This is a genomic window from Microbacterium sp. LjRoot45, assembly GCF_964253325.1.
In the GTDB taxonomy this organism is placed as follows: domain Bacteria; phylum Actinomycetota; class Actinomycetes; order Actinomycetales; family Microbacteriaceae; genus Microbacterium.
In genome coordinates this window covers 2247211-2260445 of record NZ_CAXUQM020000001.1, presented here as the reverse complement: position 1 = coordinate 2260445, position 13235 = coordinate 2247211, and the positions used below count along the sequence as shown (strand labels likewise).

The window sequence follows — 13235 nt, the reverse complement described above, 5'->3', positions numbered from 1 at the left end:
ACAGTGCCGGTGTGACGCGGAGAAACGCCCAGAAACCCGCAGATCTCGCGCAGATCCCGCGCGCGGATCCGTCAGAGCTTGGTCTCGTGGGTCTCGATGGCGACGATGCCGGAGCCGGGGTTGGTGCGGGACAGGTGCACGACGGAGAAGGCGCCGACCTCGAGCGCCGACGCGCTGCCGAGGTACGAACCGCGCAGGGTCCCCGTCGCGAGGGCGAGTTCGCTGAGGATGTCGGGGAGCACGGGGCCGTGGCTGCACAGCACGGCCGGCTTGCGCGACCGGACGCGCTTGCCGACGACGCTGCGGACGTCCGACGTGCCCTCTTCCCAGGCGTCCTGGCCGAGGAGCGCGGTGCGTTCGATCTCCTTGCCGAGTGACGCCGCGAGCGGGGTCACCGTCGTGACGCAGCGGACGGCGTCGCTGGAGACGATCTTGCGCACGCCGAACACCCGCAGCGGCGACACGAGCGCGTTCGCCTGCTTGGCGCCGCGCGCGGTGAGCGGCCGAGCGGCATCCGCACCGGTCCAGTCCTCGCGGGCGGTCGCCTTCGCGTGGCGGAGCACGACGATCGGGAAAGTCGACAGGATGCCGTCGTCGACGAACTTCAGGAAGTTCTCGAGGATCTCGACGTCGACGGGGTAGCTGAGGTGCTTGAGCGCACGCTTCGGGCCCACCCATTCGATGGCTGCGATCTCCTTGTTGGGGACGAAGGCGGAGGCGCGAATGGCATCCTCGGTCGCCTCCGCGGCCCAGTAGTGCACGATCTTCTGCCGCTTGTTGGGCATGCGGTAGCGCGAGACGCCCACCGGGATGCCGAGGGCGACGCGGATGCCGGTCTCCTCGAAGATCTCGCGGGCCGCCGTCTCGGCGAGCATCTCGCCCGGATCGACCTTGCCCTTGGGGAGGGTGACGTCGGCGTAGGCGGTGCGGTGGATCACGAGCACCTTGAGTTTGCCGTCGACGACGCGCCAGACGACCCCTCCCGCCGCGTAGACCGCGGTGTCCGTCATCGCACCGTCCTCGCGCGCCGACGGCGCTGCACCTGCGACATCGTCTTCTCCTGCAGATCGACGAGCGGGGCGCCGTCGTCGTCGGTGCTGTGCCGCGTCCACTCCCCGCCTTCACCCAGGTGCCACGAGCTCGTGCCGTCGGACATCGCGAGGTCGAACAGGTCGACGAGCTCCTTCACGTGCGCCGGGGCGACGACCCGCACGAGGGCTTCGACGCGGCGGTCGAGGTTGCGGTGCATCATGTCGGCGCTGCCGATGAACACCTGCGGGTCGCCGTCGTTGGCGAACGCGAAGATGCGCGAGTGCTCCAGGTAGCGACCGAGGATCGAGCGGACCGTGATGTTGTCGCTGACGCCGTCGAGATCGGTGCGGAGGGAGCAGATGCCGCGCACCCAGACATCCACCCGCACGCCGGCTTGGCTTGCCCGGTACAGCGCGTCGATGATCTGCTCGTCGACCATCGAGTTGACCTTGATGCGGATGTGCGCGGGCTTGCCCGCCTGCGCGTTCCGGCGTTCCTTGTCGATCTGCCGGAGGAGCCCCTTGCGCAGGTGCAGGGGCGCGACGAGGAGACGCTTGAACTTCTTCTCGATCGCGTACCCCGACAGCTCGTTGAACAGGCGCGTGAGGTCGCGACCGACCTGCTCGTCCGACGTGAAGAGGCCGAAATCCTCGTAGAGCCGGCTGGTCTTGGGGTTGTAGTTGCCCGTGCCGATGTGGCTGTAGCTGCGCAGCATGCCGTCTTCCTCGCGGATGACGTGCAGCAGCTTGCAGTGGGTCTTGAGTCCCACGAGGCCGTACACGACGTGCACGCCGGCCTTCTCGAGCTTGCGCGCCCAGACGATGTTCGCCGCTTCGTCGAAGCGCGCCTTCACCTCGACGAGAGCGAGCACCTGCTTGCCGTTCTCGGCCGCGTCGATGAGCGCTTCGACGATGGGGCTGTCGCCCGACGTGCGGTACAGCGTCTGCTTGATGGCCAGCACGTGCGGGTCGCGCGCGGCCTGTTCGAGGAAGGCGACGACGCTCGTGTTGAACGACTCGTACGGGTGGTGCACGAGCACGTCGCCCTTGCGGATGGCGGCGAACAGGTCGGCGCGGCCGTTCTGCTCCGCCGGCTGGAAGGCGGGCGCGGTCGTCGGGACGTGCGCGGGGTAGCGCAGTTCGGGACGGTCGATGCGGCCGAGGTCGAAGAGCCCGCGCAGGTCGAGCGGACCGGGGAGGCGGTAGACCTCCTGCTCGGTGATGTCGAGCTCGTTGACCAGCAGGTCGAGCGTGACGTCGTCCATCGAGTCGGTCACCTCGAGCCGGATGGGCGGACCGAACCGGCGGCGGAGGAGCTCGGCCTCCAGCGCCTGGATGAGGTTCTCGGTCTCGTCCTCCTCGATGACCACGTCTTCGTTGCGGGTGAGGCGGAAGGTGTGGTGCTCCAGCACCTCCATGCCCGGGAAGAGGTCGCCGAGGTTGTTCGAGATGAGCTCTTCGAGCGGCAGGTACCTCGCGGGCGCGTCGGTGCGGGAGCCGGCATCCTCGCGGGGGACCTCGACGAACCGGGGGAGCATGGGCGGCACTTTGAGGCGCGCGAACTCCTGACGCCCGGTGCGGGCGTTGCGGATGCGGATGGCGAGGTTGAGCGAGAGCCCCGAGATGTAGGGGAACGGGTGGGCCGGGTCGACGGCGAGCGGCATGAGCACCGGGAAGACCTGGTTCTGGAAGTAGCCGTAAAGGCTCTCCCGCTCCTGCTCGGTCAGCGCCTCCCACATGACGACTTCGATGCCGCCGTCGGCCAGGGCCGGTCGCACGAGCTCTTCCCACGCCGCCGCGTGACGCAGCTGCAGCGCATGGGCGTCGGCGGAGATGTCGGCGAGCACCTCCTGCGGGGAGCGACCCACGTTGGTGGGGATGGCCAGCCCCGTCATGATGCGGCGTTTGAGTCCGGCCACCCGCACCATGAAGAACTCGTCGAGGTTGCTCGCGAAGATCGCGAGGAAGTTGGCGCGCTCCAGCACGGGAAGCGTGGCATCCTCCGCGAGCTCGAGCACCCGCTGGTTGAAGGCGAGCCAGCTCACCTCGCGGTCGAGGTAGCGGTGGTCGGGCAGAAGCGAATCCGCGACCTCGACGGCGTCGAAGTCGTCGTCGTCGGCGTCACCCAGGCCGGAGTCGGTAACCGCGGTGTCGATCATCCCCTCATCATTGCAGGGCGAGGTGGCCGACGCGTTAACCGGTCACGCGTCGGAGCGCTCCCGCGGAGAGGCGACCTGGTCTTCCTCGTACACGTTGAAGCGGTAGCCGACGTTGCGCACCGTGCCGATGAGCTGCTCCATGTCGCCGAGCTTGGCGCGCAGCCGGCGCACGTGCACGTCGACCGTGCGGGTTCCGCCGAAGTAGTCGTAGCCCCACACTTCGCTCAGCAGCTGCTCGCGCGTGAACACCCGCGACGGGTGCGTGGCGAAGAAGTGCAGGAGCTGGAACTCCTTGTACGTGAGGTCGAGGGGCTTGCCGTGGACCTTCGCGGAGTATGACGACTCGTCGATCGTGACGCCCGAGGTCTGGATGCGCGTCGAGACGGGATCCTTCGTCATGCGGCCGATCGCGAGGCGGATGCGCGCGTCGACCTCGGCGGGGCCGGCGCCGACGAGGATCACGTCGTCGACGCCCCAGTCGGTCGACACGGCGGTCAGGCCGCCCTCGGTCACGACGAGCACGAGCGGCGCGTCGAGCCCCGTCGTGTTGAGGATCTTGCACAGCGACTTCGCGCCGACGAGGTCGATGCGGGCATCGACGAAGATGACGTCGGCGCTCGGCGCGTTGACCAGTTGAGCGGGCTCGGCGGGAATCTGACGCACTCGGTGGCTGAGAAGCTCGAGCGCGGGAAGAACCGCTCCGCCTCCTGGTGTGGATGTGGGGGCGGAGCTCAAGACGAGGAGCTGAGCCAAGGGGGTCCTTCCCGGTCCGGATGCCGGAAACCGTGCCTTCATCTTAGGACCTCCGCGCGGAGGTCGACGCCGCGAGCGCCCCGGGCCACAATGGAGGGGTGAGTGTGCCCGAGATCGCCCCCCGCCGTTCGATGGCCGGAGTGCTCGTCGTGTGGGCCGCCGCGGCCGTGATCGCGGTGCTCGTCGGCATCCTCGCGCCCGACGACTGGCGCGCCGCGTGGATGGGCGTGGGCATGGGGCTCGTCGTGCCGATCGCCTTCGCGGTTCACCTCTGGTCGGCTCGCTCGCAGGGGTTCGTCCAACGCGTCGCGCTGAGCGTGCTGGGGGGTCTGCTGGTGATGGGATTCATCGGCGTCGGCCTCGGTCTCGCGACGCTGTTTTCGGCGTGACGGGCCGATACTCGGCGTAGAGTAGGGCTCATGGACCTCGTCGCTCTCGAACTGTTCTTCGTCGGACTGCTCGGCCTCGCGTCGCTGGCGATCGTGTTCGTCTCGGCCGTAGTGCTCAAGAACCTGTACCGCGGCCAGCGCTGATCCCGTGATCGATCTCCCCACCGATCTCCCGGCGGACATCGTTCCGCTCTCGTGGCTGCTCGGAGTCTGGGAGGGCACGGGCGTCATCGACTACACGTCGGGAGACCGTCACTTCTCGGGCGAGTTCGCGCATCGCGTGAGCTTCAGCCACGACGGCGGCGACTACGTGAACTACGCCGCCAGCGGTTGGTTCCTCGCCGACGACGGCGCGCGGCATCCGCTCGTCGCCGAGCAGGGTTACTGGCGCCTGGGGCGTCCGGCGGGCGACGCCGATGCCGGCCCCGCCCTCCTGCCCGCGCTCGAGGTGCGCGACACGCCTCGCACCGCCGACGACGTGGAGTCGCTCCGCAACGCCGCGGGCGGCTTCGACCTCGAGGTCGCGATCGTCCACTCCGACGGCACGAGCGAGCTCTACGTCGGCCAGGTTCAGGGGCCGCGGATCGATCTGGCCACCGACGCGGTGGTGCGTCCCGCGAGCGCGAAGGACTACGCGGCCGCGACGCGCATGTACGGCTACGTCGACGGACACCTCCTGTGGGCGTGGGACATCGCCGCCCTCGGCGGCTCCCTCGCCTCCCACGCGTCGGCTCGGCTGGCGCGGGCCGACTGATGGTCTCCCCGTTCGCCGCCGTGCCGGCGGCCGTCGTCGACGACGCGGTGCTCCTGCACGTGGGCAACCCGTTGCGAGAGCAGCGCGCCCTGGAAGGCGGGGAGGCCGTCGTCCCCCGCGCCGACCGATCGGTGCTCACCGTGGCGGGCGAGGACCGGCTCACGTGGCTCGACTCGCTCACCTCGCAGGCGCTCGCCGCTCTCGCCCCCGGCGTGAGCACGGAGCTCCTCGTGCTCGATCCGAACGGCCACGTCGAGCACGCGGCCGGTGTCGTCGACGACGGCGAGCGCACGTGGCTCGTCGTCGACCGGGAGGATGCCGAGGGGCTGCTGGCCTGGCTCACGCGGATGCGCTTCCGGCTGCGCGTCGACCCGCAGGACGTTTCCGCCGACTTCGGTGTCGTCGGCGGAACGGCATCCGCTGTCGCCACCCTGGGCGACGGGGTCGTCGCCGTCTGGCGCGACCCGTGGCCCGACGTCGCGATCGGCGGGTGGGGGTATGCCGCCGTCGATCCGCACCCCGCCGCAGCGCGCGACTGGTCGGAGGCGATCGTGACGACCTCGACGCTCGACCGGCTCGCGAGCGAGGCCGAGCGCGGCGAGCGTCGTCTCGCCGGTGTGCTCGCCGCGGAAGCGCTCCGGGTCGCGGCCTGGCGTCCGCGGGTCGCCGCCGAAGCCGACGGGCGCACCCTTCCCCACGAGGTCGACTGGCTGCGCACCGCGGTGCACCTCTCCAAGGGCTGCTACCGGGGGCAGGAGACGGTCGCCAAGGTCCACAACCTGGGCCATCCGCCACGCCGCCTGGTCGCGCTGCAGCTCGACGGCAGCGACGCGATGCTGCCGGAGCCGGGTGCGGAGGTGCGCGCCGGCGGGGAGCCCGTGGGGGCGATCACCTCGGTGGCCCGTCATCACGAGGAAGGGCCCATCGCGCTCGCCCTCGTGAAGCGCACGACCGCCGTCGACGCCCCGCTGACCGTCGCGGTCGACGGCGGCGAAGTGACGGCCGCGCAGGAGCAGATCGTGCCGCCCGAGGCAGGTCGCACGGCGGCGGTGCCGCGCCTGCCCCGGCTGTCCCGTCGCCGGTGAGGCCGTGAGCGACCCCCAGACAGCTCCCGTCTCGACGGGAGGCAAGGCGCGCGCCGACCTGCGCGCGGGCGTGGAGCGGCTGCGCGACTCGGCCCCCGCGATCGTGCAGATCGTGGTGGCCGCCACCGGCGCGTACGCGTTCTCCCACTTCGTGCTCGGGCACACCGCGCCGCTCCTCGCGGCGACCGTCACCATCTCCAGCCTCGGGCTCGTGCGCGATGCGCGGCCCCGACGGGTGCTCGAGACGGTGATCGGGATGGTGCTCGGCATCCTCATCGCCGAAGCGATCCTGCTGGTCGCGGGGATCGGCTGGTGGCAGCTCGGGCTGACCCTGGCCGCGAGCCTCGCCGTCGCGCGGTTCTTGTCGCCGCAGCCGGGTTTCGCGATCGCCGCCGCCATCCAATCGGCGATCGTCATGGTGATCCCCGCCAGCGTGCCGTTCCTCCGCCTCGTCGACGGGGTCGTCGGCGGGATCGCCGCGCTCCTGGTGACCGCTCTCGTGCCCCGCAATCCGGTGCGCGCCGTGACGCGTGACGGGCACGAACTCCTCACCGCGTTCGACGCCGCCGTGCTGACCCTCGTGCAGGCGCTGCGCCGCGGCGATCGCGTGCGCGCCGAGCGCGGCCTGCAGAAGGCGCGCGCCCTCCAGCCGCACGTCGATCGGTGGCAGTCGTCACTGGAGTCGGGCCTCGCGATCGCTCGCATCTCGCCGTTCCTGCGCCGGCAGCGCTTCGAGCTGCAACGGCAGGAGCGCGTGCGTGCCCAGCTCGACCTCGCGGTGCGCAACCTGCGCGTGATCGCGCGTCGCGTCGTGTACGTGTGCGACGACGCGCGTCCCCGCCCGATCGCCGCCGATCTGCTGACGGAACTCGCCGCCGGTGCGCGCCTCATCGGCGAGTCGCTCGACGACATCTCGTTCGAGCCGCCCGCCCGCGAGGCCGTGCGCGTGGTCGCCGCACGCCTCGACCCCGTCGCGCTCGCCGCGGGGAGGCAGAGCCTCGATCAGAACCTCGTGGGCGCGCTGCGTCCGCTCGCGGTCGACCTCATGACGGCGGCGGGGATGCCGGCAGCCGACGCCCGCGCCGCGCTCCCGCGCGTCTAGCCGACCGTCGTGTCGCGGGGTCGCGTGGCCGCGTGGTCGCCTTCTCGCGTGGTCGCGCGATCAGCGCGACGCTGTCGCGGGTGCCACGGCATCCCACGGGACCGTCACCTCGCCCAGTCGCCAGCGCGACCTTCCGCCGACGGGCCAGCCGGCATCCGCCATCGCCGTGAGCGCGGTGCGCCACCGCTGGACGGGACCGAACGCGGACGCGGCGACCGCCCGCGTCCACTCCGCGTCGAGGGCGTGCAGCAGCGCATGCACGCGCTCCCCGGGGACGTTGCGGTGGATGAGCGCCTTCGGGAGCCGCTCGGCCGCGATCGCGGGGGAGTCGAGGCCGTTCAGTCGGAGTGAGACGGTGAGAGAGCGCGGTGCGGCGTCAGCGCCGACCTCCACCCACGTGCTGATGCGACCGAGCTCGTCGCACGTCCCCTCGACGATGATGCCGTCCGGCTGCAGGCGCGCGCACATGCGCGACCAGGCCGCTTCCACGTCGGCCTCGTCGTACTGCCGCAGCACGTTGAACGCGCGGATCACCGCGGGGGAGCGCCCCCCGGGCACGGGAACCTCGAAACCACCCCGCGCGAACGACACCCGCGCATCGGGGGCGAACGGCGTGCGCCCCGCCCGCACGTCGGCGAGCTGCCCGCGCGCCCGCTCGACGCGTGCCGGTTCGATCTCGAGCCCGAGCACCTCGACGTCGGGTCGCACCGGCCGCAGCCGCGCCTCCAGCTCGAACGCCGTGACCCCGCTCGCCCCGTAGCCGAGATCGACCACGAGCGGATCGGCGGTGCGGCGCAGTACCGGATGCCGGGCGATCCACCGGTCGACGCGGCGCAGCCGGTTCGTGTTGGTGGTGCCCCGGGTGACCTGGCCGACGACGGTTCCCGACGCCGTACGGAGACCCGTCGCGGGTACTTTCTCCGGCGTCATACCACCCATGATGGCAGTGCCCCGGCCGATAGACTGGCGCCATGACCGCGCCGTACACGCTGATCCTCCTCCGCCACGGGCAGAGCGAGTGGAACAAGACGAACCAGTTCACCGGATGGGTGGACGTCCGCCTCACCGACCAGGGCAAGGCCGAGGCCCAGCGCGGCGGCGAGCTGCTCAAGGAGTCCGGCCTGCTGCCCGACGTGCTGCACACCTCGCTGCTGTCCCGCGCCATCCAGACCGCCAACATCGCCCTCGACGCGGCCGACCGGCTGTGGATCCCCGTGCAGCGGTCGTGGCGCCTGAACGAGCGCCACTACGGTGCGCTCCAGGGCAAGGACAAGGCCGAGACGCTCGAAGAGTTCGGAAACGAGCAGTTCATGCTGTGGCGCCGCTCGTTCGACGTGCCGCCGCCGGACCTCGCCGACGACAGCCCGTACAGCCAGGTCGACGACCCGCGCTACGCCGGGATCGACGGCGACGTGCCCCGCACCGAGTCGCTCAAGATCGTCATCGACCGCCTGCTGCCGTACTGGGACAGCGCCATCGTCCCCGACCTCCGGGCCGGCAAGACCGTGCTGGTCACGGCCCACGGCAACTCGCTGCGCGGGCTCGTGAAGCACCTCGACGGCATCAGCGACGCCGACATCGCCGAGCTCAACATCCCCACCGGCATCCCGCTCGTCTACCGCCTCGGCGATGACCTGCGCCCGCTCGGGCCGGGCGAGTACCTCGACCCCGAAGCCGCTGCCGCGGGTGCCGCGGCCGTCGCCAACCAGGGCAAGAAGTAGCGAGAGTTCCGCTCGGCGTTTCGTCTCGTCGCTGCGCTCCTCGCTCAACGACCGGTGTGTGGTTTTCCCTCGGTCGTTGAGCGAGCGCAGGGAGACGAAACGTCGCTGCGTCTGAGGCCGTTCGCAACGACCGGTTTGTGGTGTTCCCGTCGTTGAGCGAGCGCAGCGAGACGAAACGTCGCTGCGTCTGAGACGTCAGTCGCCGGCGGCGACGATCGAGATCGCGTTGGTGTCGGGGGTCCAGTCGCCGGTCGCGAGGTAGGCGACCTTCTTGGCGACCGACACGGCGTGGTCGGCGAAGCGCTCGTGGTAGCGGCTCGCGAGGGTCGCGTCGACCGTCGCGGCCGCCTCGCCCTTCCACGTCTCACCGAGCACCTTCTCGAAGATCGCGAGGTGCAGATCGTCGAGCTCCTCCTCGAGGGCGCGCAGCTTCTCGACCAGCGCGAGGTCCTCCGTGCGCAGCACCTCGGTGAGGGTGCGTGCGGCCTCCACGTCGAGCTCGCCCATCTTGATGAACGTGCTCTTCAGACCCTTGGGGATGGCGCGCTCGGGGAAGCGCATGCGCGTGAGCTGCGCGATGTGCTCGGCGATGTCGCCCATGCGCTCCAGCGACGCGCTCACCCGGAGCGCCGCGACGACGATCCGCAGGTCGCGGGCCACCGGCTGCTGGCGCGCGAGGATCTCGATGGCCAGCTCGTCGAGCTCGATCGCCTTGTCGTCGATCACCTGATCGTCCTCGATGACCTCCTCGGCCAGGGCGACGTCGCTCGTCCCGAACGCGCGGGTGGCTTTGTCGACGGCGATCGTCACGAGCTCGGAGATCTCGACCAGACGTGCCTGGACGTCTTCGAGCGACTGGTGGAACACTTCGCGCATCAGCGGGAACCTCTCTCTTCGCGGGCGCGGCAGGATGCCGAACCGGCGACGCGGCGATCATCCCCTCCGAAGGTTAACGAACGGTGCCGCGTCGGTGAACACTGCGCGAGGCCGCCCCGCCTTTTGCGGCAGGAGGCATTTCGCGTCGTCGCAGCGACTCTACGCTGGGCTCATGGACTCGACGCAGCTGGCGCTGATCGCGCTCGGCGTGGGTGCCCTCCTGGGGTGCGCCCTGGCGGGCCTCCTGCTGCTCGCCCTGCGTGCGCGGGATGCCGCTCGGCTTCAGGCGTCCACCGACCTGCCCGACGGCACGCGTTCCGTGCTCCAGGGGATGGATGAGGTGGCCGTCGTCGTCGACTCGTCGCTGCACATCGTCGCCGCCTCGTCGCCGGCCGAGCTGTTCGGGATGAGCGAGGGCGAATTGCTGGCGGCGGAGGAGCTGCGCTCCCTCGTGCGCGCCAGCCGCACCACCGACCGCCCCGAGGTGGAGACGCTGCGCCTCCGTCGCGGCGTGGAGTTGCGTTCGGTCGTGGCGCGCGCGAGCGGGATCACCCCGAGGCTCACGCTCCTCGTCATCCGCGATATCACCGAGCGGGAGCGCGTCGAGGAGATGCGACGCGACTTCGTCGCCAACACGAGCCACGAACTGAAGACGCCCGTGGGTGCCGTGACGCTCCTCGCGGAGGCGATCGAGTCGGCCGCCGACGATCCCGACCAGGTGCGTCACTTCGCGAGTCGCCTGGGCGCCGAAGCCGCGCGCCTCGGGCAGCTGACCTCCCGGATCATGAACCTGTCGCGACTGCAGGCCGCCGACGACCTCACCGAGCTGCGCGACGTCTCCGTCGACGAGGTGCTCACGGCCGCCGTCGAGTCGCAGGCCGTCGCCGCAGAGGCGAACCAGATCACGATCGTCCGCGGGGGTGAGCGAGGTGCGTACGTGCGCGGCGACGTGCAGGTGCTGACGGAGGCGATCGCCAACCTCATCGCCAACGCCATCGCTTACTCGCCGGCGGGTTCGCAGGTCGGGGTGGGAGTCAAAGTCGTCGACGCTGCGGTCGAGATCGCCGTCACAGACCGCGGTATCGGCATCCCCGAGGGGGAGCAGGCGCGCGTGTTCGAGCGCTTCTACCGCGCCGATCAGGCACGCTCGCGCCGCACGGGGGGCACCGGCCTCGGGCTCTCGATCGTCAAGCACGCCGTGCAGCGCCACGGCGGCGAGGTCGAGCTGTGGTCGCGTCCCGGCCGGGGGTCGACGTTCACCGTCCGCCTCGCGGCCGTCGCCGCCCCCGAGCAGGCGCCGCGCCGCAAGAAGCGGTCGGCGAAGAAGAACAAGAAGAAGTCCACCCGCGACACCACGCGGGTGAAGGGAGAGAAGAAATGACCCGCGTCCTGATCGTCGAGGACGAGCCCGACCTGGCCGACCCGCTCGCCTACCTCCTGCGACGGGAAGGGTTCGAGGTGGAGATCGCCGAGGACGGCCCCACGGCGCTCGACGCCTTCACCGCACGCGGTGCCGACATCGTGCTCCTCGACCTCATGCTCCCCGGGATGCCGGGCACGGAGGTGTGCCGGGTGATCCGCACGACCTCGGCGGTGCCGATCATCATGCTCACCGCGAAGGACTCCGAAGTCGACATCGTCGTGGGTCTCGAACTCGGTGCCGACGACTACGTGACGAAGCCGTACTCGTCGCGCGAGCTGCTGGCCCGCATGCGGGCCGTCCTCCGCCGTGCGGAGGGTCCGGAGCTCGACGTCGACGACCGGATCGTCGAGGGAGGGCGCGTCCGCATCGACATCGACCGTCACACCGTCGCCGTCGGCGGCGCGGAGATTCCGATGCCGCTCAAGGAGTTCGAGCTGCTCGAGGTGCTCATGCGCAACGCCGGTCGCGTGCTCACGCGCGGCCAGCTCATCGATCGCGTGTGGGGGAGCGACTACTTCGGCGACACGAAGACGCTCGACGTGCACATCAAGCGCATCCGCTCGCGCATCGAGGAGAACCCGAGCGAGCCCGTCATGCTCCTGACGGTGCGCGGCCTCGGCTACCGCTTCGAGGGCTGACCGCGCCGTCGCCGCCTCGGCATCCGGCGGCGTTCTTCGTCCGCGTCATTGTGCGAGTGCGCGCGGTGCACACCCGCAGATTGGCGCGGGCGAGCGCGGCGAAGAGGCCAGGGGTCGCCGGCGCCGGCGAAGCGCGGGTGGTCAGCCGATGACGGGAGCGGCGACCGGGACGAACTCGGCGTACTGCGGGAGCGTGCCGTCGAGCACGGGCACCGCGATCTCGACCCCCGCGCCGTCGCCCGACTGGAACGCCATGTCGACGGTCTCGCCGGGCTTGACGCCGAGCGCGTCGATGAGGAGCGGGTCTTCGTCGACGCCGAGGCTGACCGCGGTGCGCGCGGGGACCTGCACGGTCGCGACGCGGCCGCCGACGCCCACGTTGAGGGTCTGCGGCTCGTCGGTGTCGTTGACGATCGCGGCCACGAGGTTGCCCAGCGTGCCGTCTTCGTTGGCGATGACCATCGCGTTGCGGATCTTGAGCGGCCCGGATGCCGGGACGTTCACGCCGTCGGAGGCGGAGTATTCGATCGTCGTCGCCTGCGGGGAGATCATGGAGCAACCGGTCGCGCCGAGCACGACGGCGACTCCGAGGGCGAGGGGCGCGAGGCGGCGCGAGATCACGGGTCCTCCAGGACTGGATGCGACAGGCTGACGAGTCCATCCTAGATCCGGTTTCGTGCAGACTGAAGCCGTGCGGGAGGCGCCGGGCGGGGTGTCGCCGAGGTCAGGCGGCGAACCTTACCCTATCTGCGCTGTGGTATCCTTGAGGTTGCCGAAAGGACATAACTGCATGCTTTTTGAGGTTGGCGAGACGGTCGTCTATCCGCACCACGGCGCCGCGACGATCATCGAGGTCAAAGACCGGATCATCAAGGGCGAGACCAAGAAATACCTGAAGCTCAACGTCACGCAGGGAGACCTCATCATCGAGGTCCCGGCGGAGAACGTCGATCTGGTCGGTGTTCGCGACGTGATCGGCAAGGACGGTCTGGAGAAGGTGTTCGACGTGCTGCGCGCACCGTTCACCGAGGAGCCCACGAACTGGTCGCGCCGGTACAAGGCGAACCTCGAGAAGCTCGCGTCCGGCGATGTCATCAAGGTGAGCGAGGTCGTTCGCGACCTGTGGCGCCGTGACCAGGACCGCGGTCTGTCTGCCGGTGAGAAGCGCATGCTCGCGAAGGCGCGTCAGATCCTCGTGTCCGAGATCGCTCTCGCGCTGAAGACGGAGGAGGAGAAGGCGTCGAGCGTGCTCGACGACGTCCTCGCCAGCTGACGGTCTCCTGCCGCGGCACCGCGCATTCGCG

At 70.4% G+C, this 13235-nt stretch carries 14 protein-coding genes; 8 read left to right on the top strand and 6 right to left on the bottom strand.

All coding sequences use genetic code 11. The features are described from left to right. Positions 1 to 71: 71 nt before the first annotated feature. The 3 genes from ACSQ18_RS10730 to ACSQ18_RS10720 are packed head-to-tail and all read right to left on the bottom strand — an operon-like array spanning position 72 to position 3943. Complete coding sequence (locus tag ACSQ18_RS10730; RefSeq protein WP_436037286.1) at positions 72 to 1010, bottom strand: NUDIX hydrolase; 939 nt, start codon at positions 1008 to 1010, stop codon at positions 72 to 74. Next, complete coding sequence (locus ACSQ18_RS10725) at positions 1007 to 3190, bottom strand: RNA degradosome polyphosphate kinase (protein WP_436037285.1); 2184 nt, start codon at positions 3188 to 3190, stop codon at positions 1007 to 1009. The genes ACSQ18_RS10730 and ACSQ18_RS10725 overlap by 4 nt, the downstream gene beginning before the upstream one ends. Positions 3191 to 3232: 42 nt before the next feature. Beyond that, entirely contained in the window at positions 3233 to 3943 is a 711-nt protein-coding gene (locus ACSQ18_RS10720; protein WP_144805920.1) for a response regulator transcription factor, read from the bottom strand. Positions 3944 to 4041: 98 nt separating this feature from the next. On the opposite strand from ACSQ18_RS10720, the gene ACSQ18_RS10715 reads away from it, so the two are divergent. The 4 genes from ACSQ18_RS10715 (at position 4042) to ACSQ18_RS10700 (ending at position 7273) form a co-directional block, all read left to right on the top strand. Continuing rightward, the gene (locus ACSQ18_RS10715) at positions 4042 to 4332 is read left to right on the top strand and encodes a hypothetical protein (protein ID WP_144805919.1); all 291 of its coding nucleotides are present in this window, start codon (positions 4042 to 4044) and stop codon (positions 4330 to 4332) included. Positions 4333 to 4480: 148 nt separating this feature from the next. Then, on the top strand, positions 4481 to 5086 hold the full coding sequence (locus tag ACSQ18_RS10710) for an FABP family protein (RefSeq protein WP_436037284.1): 606 nt from the start codon (positions 4481 to 4483) through the stop codon (positions 5084 to 5086). Further along, on the top strand, positions 5086 to 6171 hold the full coding sequence (gene ygfZ / locus ACSQ18_RS10705; RefSeq protein WP_436037283.1) for a CAF17-like 4Fe-4S cluster assembly/insertion protein YgfZ: 1086 nt from the start codon (positions 5086 to 5088) through the stop codon (positions 6169 to 6171). The genes ACSQ18_RS10710 and ygfZ overlap by 1 nt, the downstream gene beginning before the upstream one ends. Positions 6172 to 6175: 4 nt before the next feature. Then, positions 6176 to 7273, top strand: coding sequence for an FUSC family protein (locus ACSQ18_RS10700; protein ID WP_436037282.1), 1098 nt, complete (start codon positions 6176 to 6178; stop codon positions 7271 to 7273). A gap of 60 nt (positions 7274 to 7333) precedes the next feature. On the opposite strand, the gene ACSQ18_RS10695 is transcribed toward ACSQ18_RS10700, so the two are convergent. Continuing rightward, complete coding sequence (locus ACSQ18_RS10695; RefSeq protein ID WP_436037281.1) at positions 7334 to 8203, bottom strand: class I SAM-dependent methyltransferase; 870 nt, start codon at positions 8201 to 8203, stop codon at positions 7334 to 7336. Between the two features lie 41 nt (positions 8204 to 8244). Between ACSQ18_RS10695 and ACSQ18_RS10690 the strand changes: the two genes are divergently transcribed. Beyond that, a complete protein-coding gene (locus ACSQ18_RS10690) occupies positions 8245 to 8994 on the top strand; it encodes a phosphoglyceromutase (RefSeq protein ID WP_144805914.1) in 750 nt (249 codons plus the stop codon). A 195-nt stretch (positions 8995 to 9189) separates the two neighbouring features. On the opposite strand, the gene phoU is transcribed toward ACSQ18_RS10690, so the two are convergent. Further along, a complete protein-coding gene (gene phoU, locus ACSQ18_RS10685) occupies positions 9190 to 9870 on the bottom strand; it encodes a phosphate signaling complex protein PhoU (protein ID WP_144805913.1) in 681 nt (226 codons plus the stop codon). A gap of 172 nt (positions 9871 to 10042) precedes the next feature. Between phoU and ACSQ18_RS10680 the strand changes: the two genes are divergently transcribed. After that, the gene (locus ACSQ18_RS10680) at positions 10043 to 11251 is read left to right on the top strand and encodes a sensor histidine kinase (protein ID WP_436037280.1); all 1209 of its coding nucleotides are present in this window, start codon (positions 10043 to 10045) and stop codon (positions 11249 to 11251) included. Then, positions 11248 to 11931 carry a response regulator transcription factor gene (locus ACSQ18_RS10675; protein ID WP_144805911.1) on the top strand — a complete coding sequence of 228 codons (684 nt, stop codon included), beginning with the start codon at positions 11248 to 11250 and terminating at the stop codon, positions 11929 to 11931. The genes ACSQ18_RS10680 and ACSQ18_RS10675 overlap by 4 nt, the downstream gene beginning before the upstream one ends. Before the next feature lie 141 nt (positions 11932 to 12072). On the opposite strand, the gene ACSQ18_RS10670 is transcribed toward ACSQ18_RS10675, so the two are convergent. Next, a complete protein-coding gene (locus ACSQ18_RS10670) occupies positions 12073 to 12552 on the bottom strand; it encodes a DNA modification methylase (RefSeq protein ID WP_436037279.1) in 480 nt (159 codons plus the stop codon). Between the two features lie 169 nt (positions 12553 to 12721). Here ACSQ18_RS10670 and ACSQ18_RS10665 point away from each other — a divergent pair, with 169 nt between their 5' ends. Continuing rightward, complete coding sequence (locus tag ACSQ18_RS10665) at positions 12722 to 13204, top strand: CarD family transcriptional regulator (RefSeq protein ID WP_144805909.1); 483 nt, start codon at positions 12722 to 12724, stop codon at positions 13202 to 13204. The last annotated feature ends 31 nt before the right edge of the window (positions 13205 to 13235 follow it).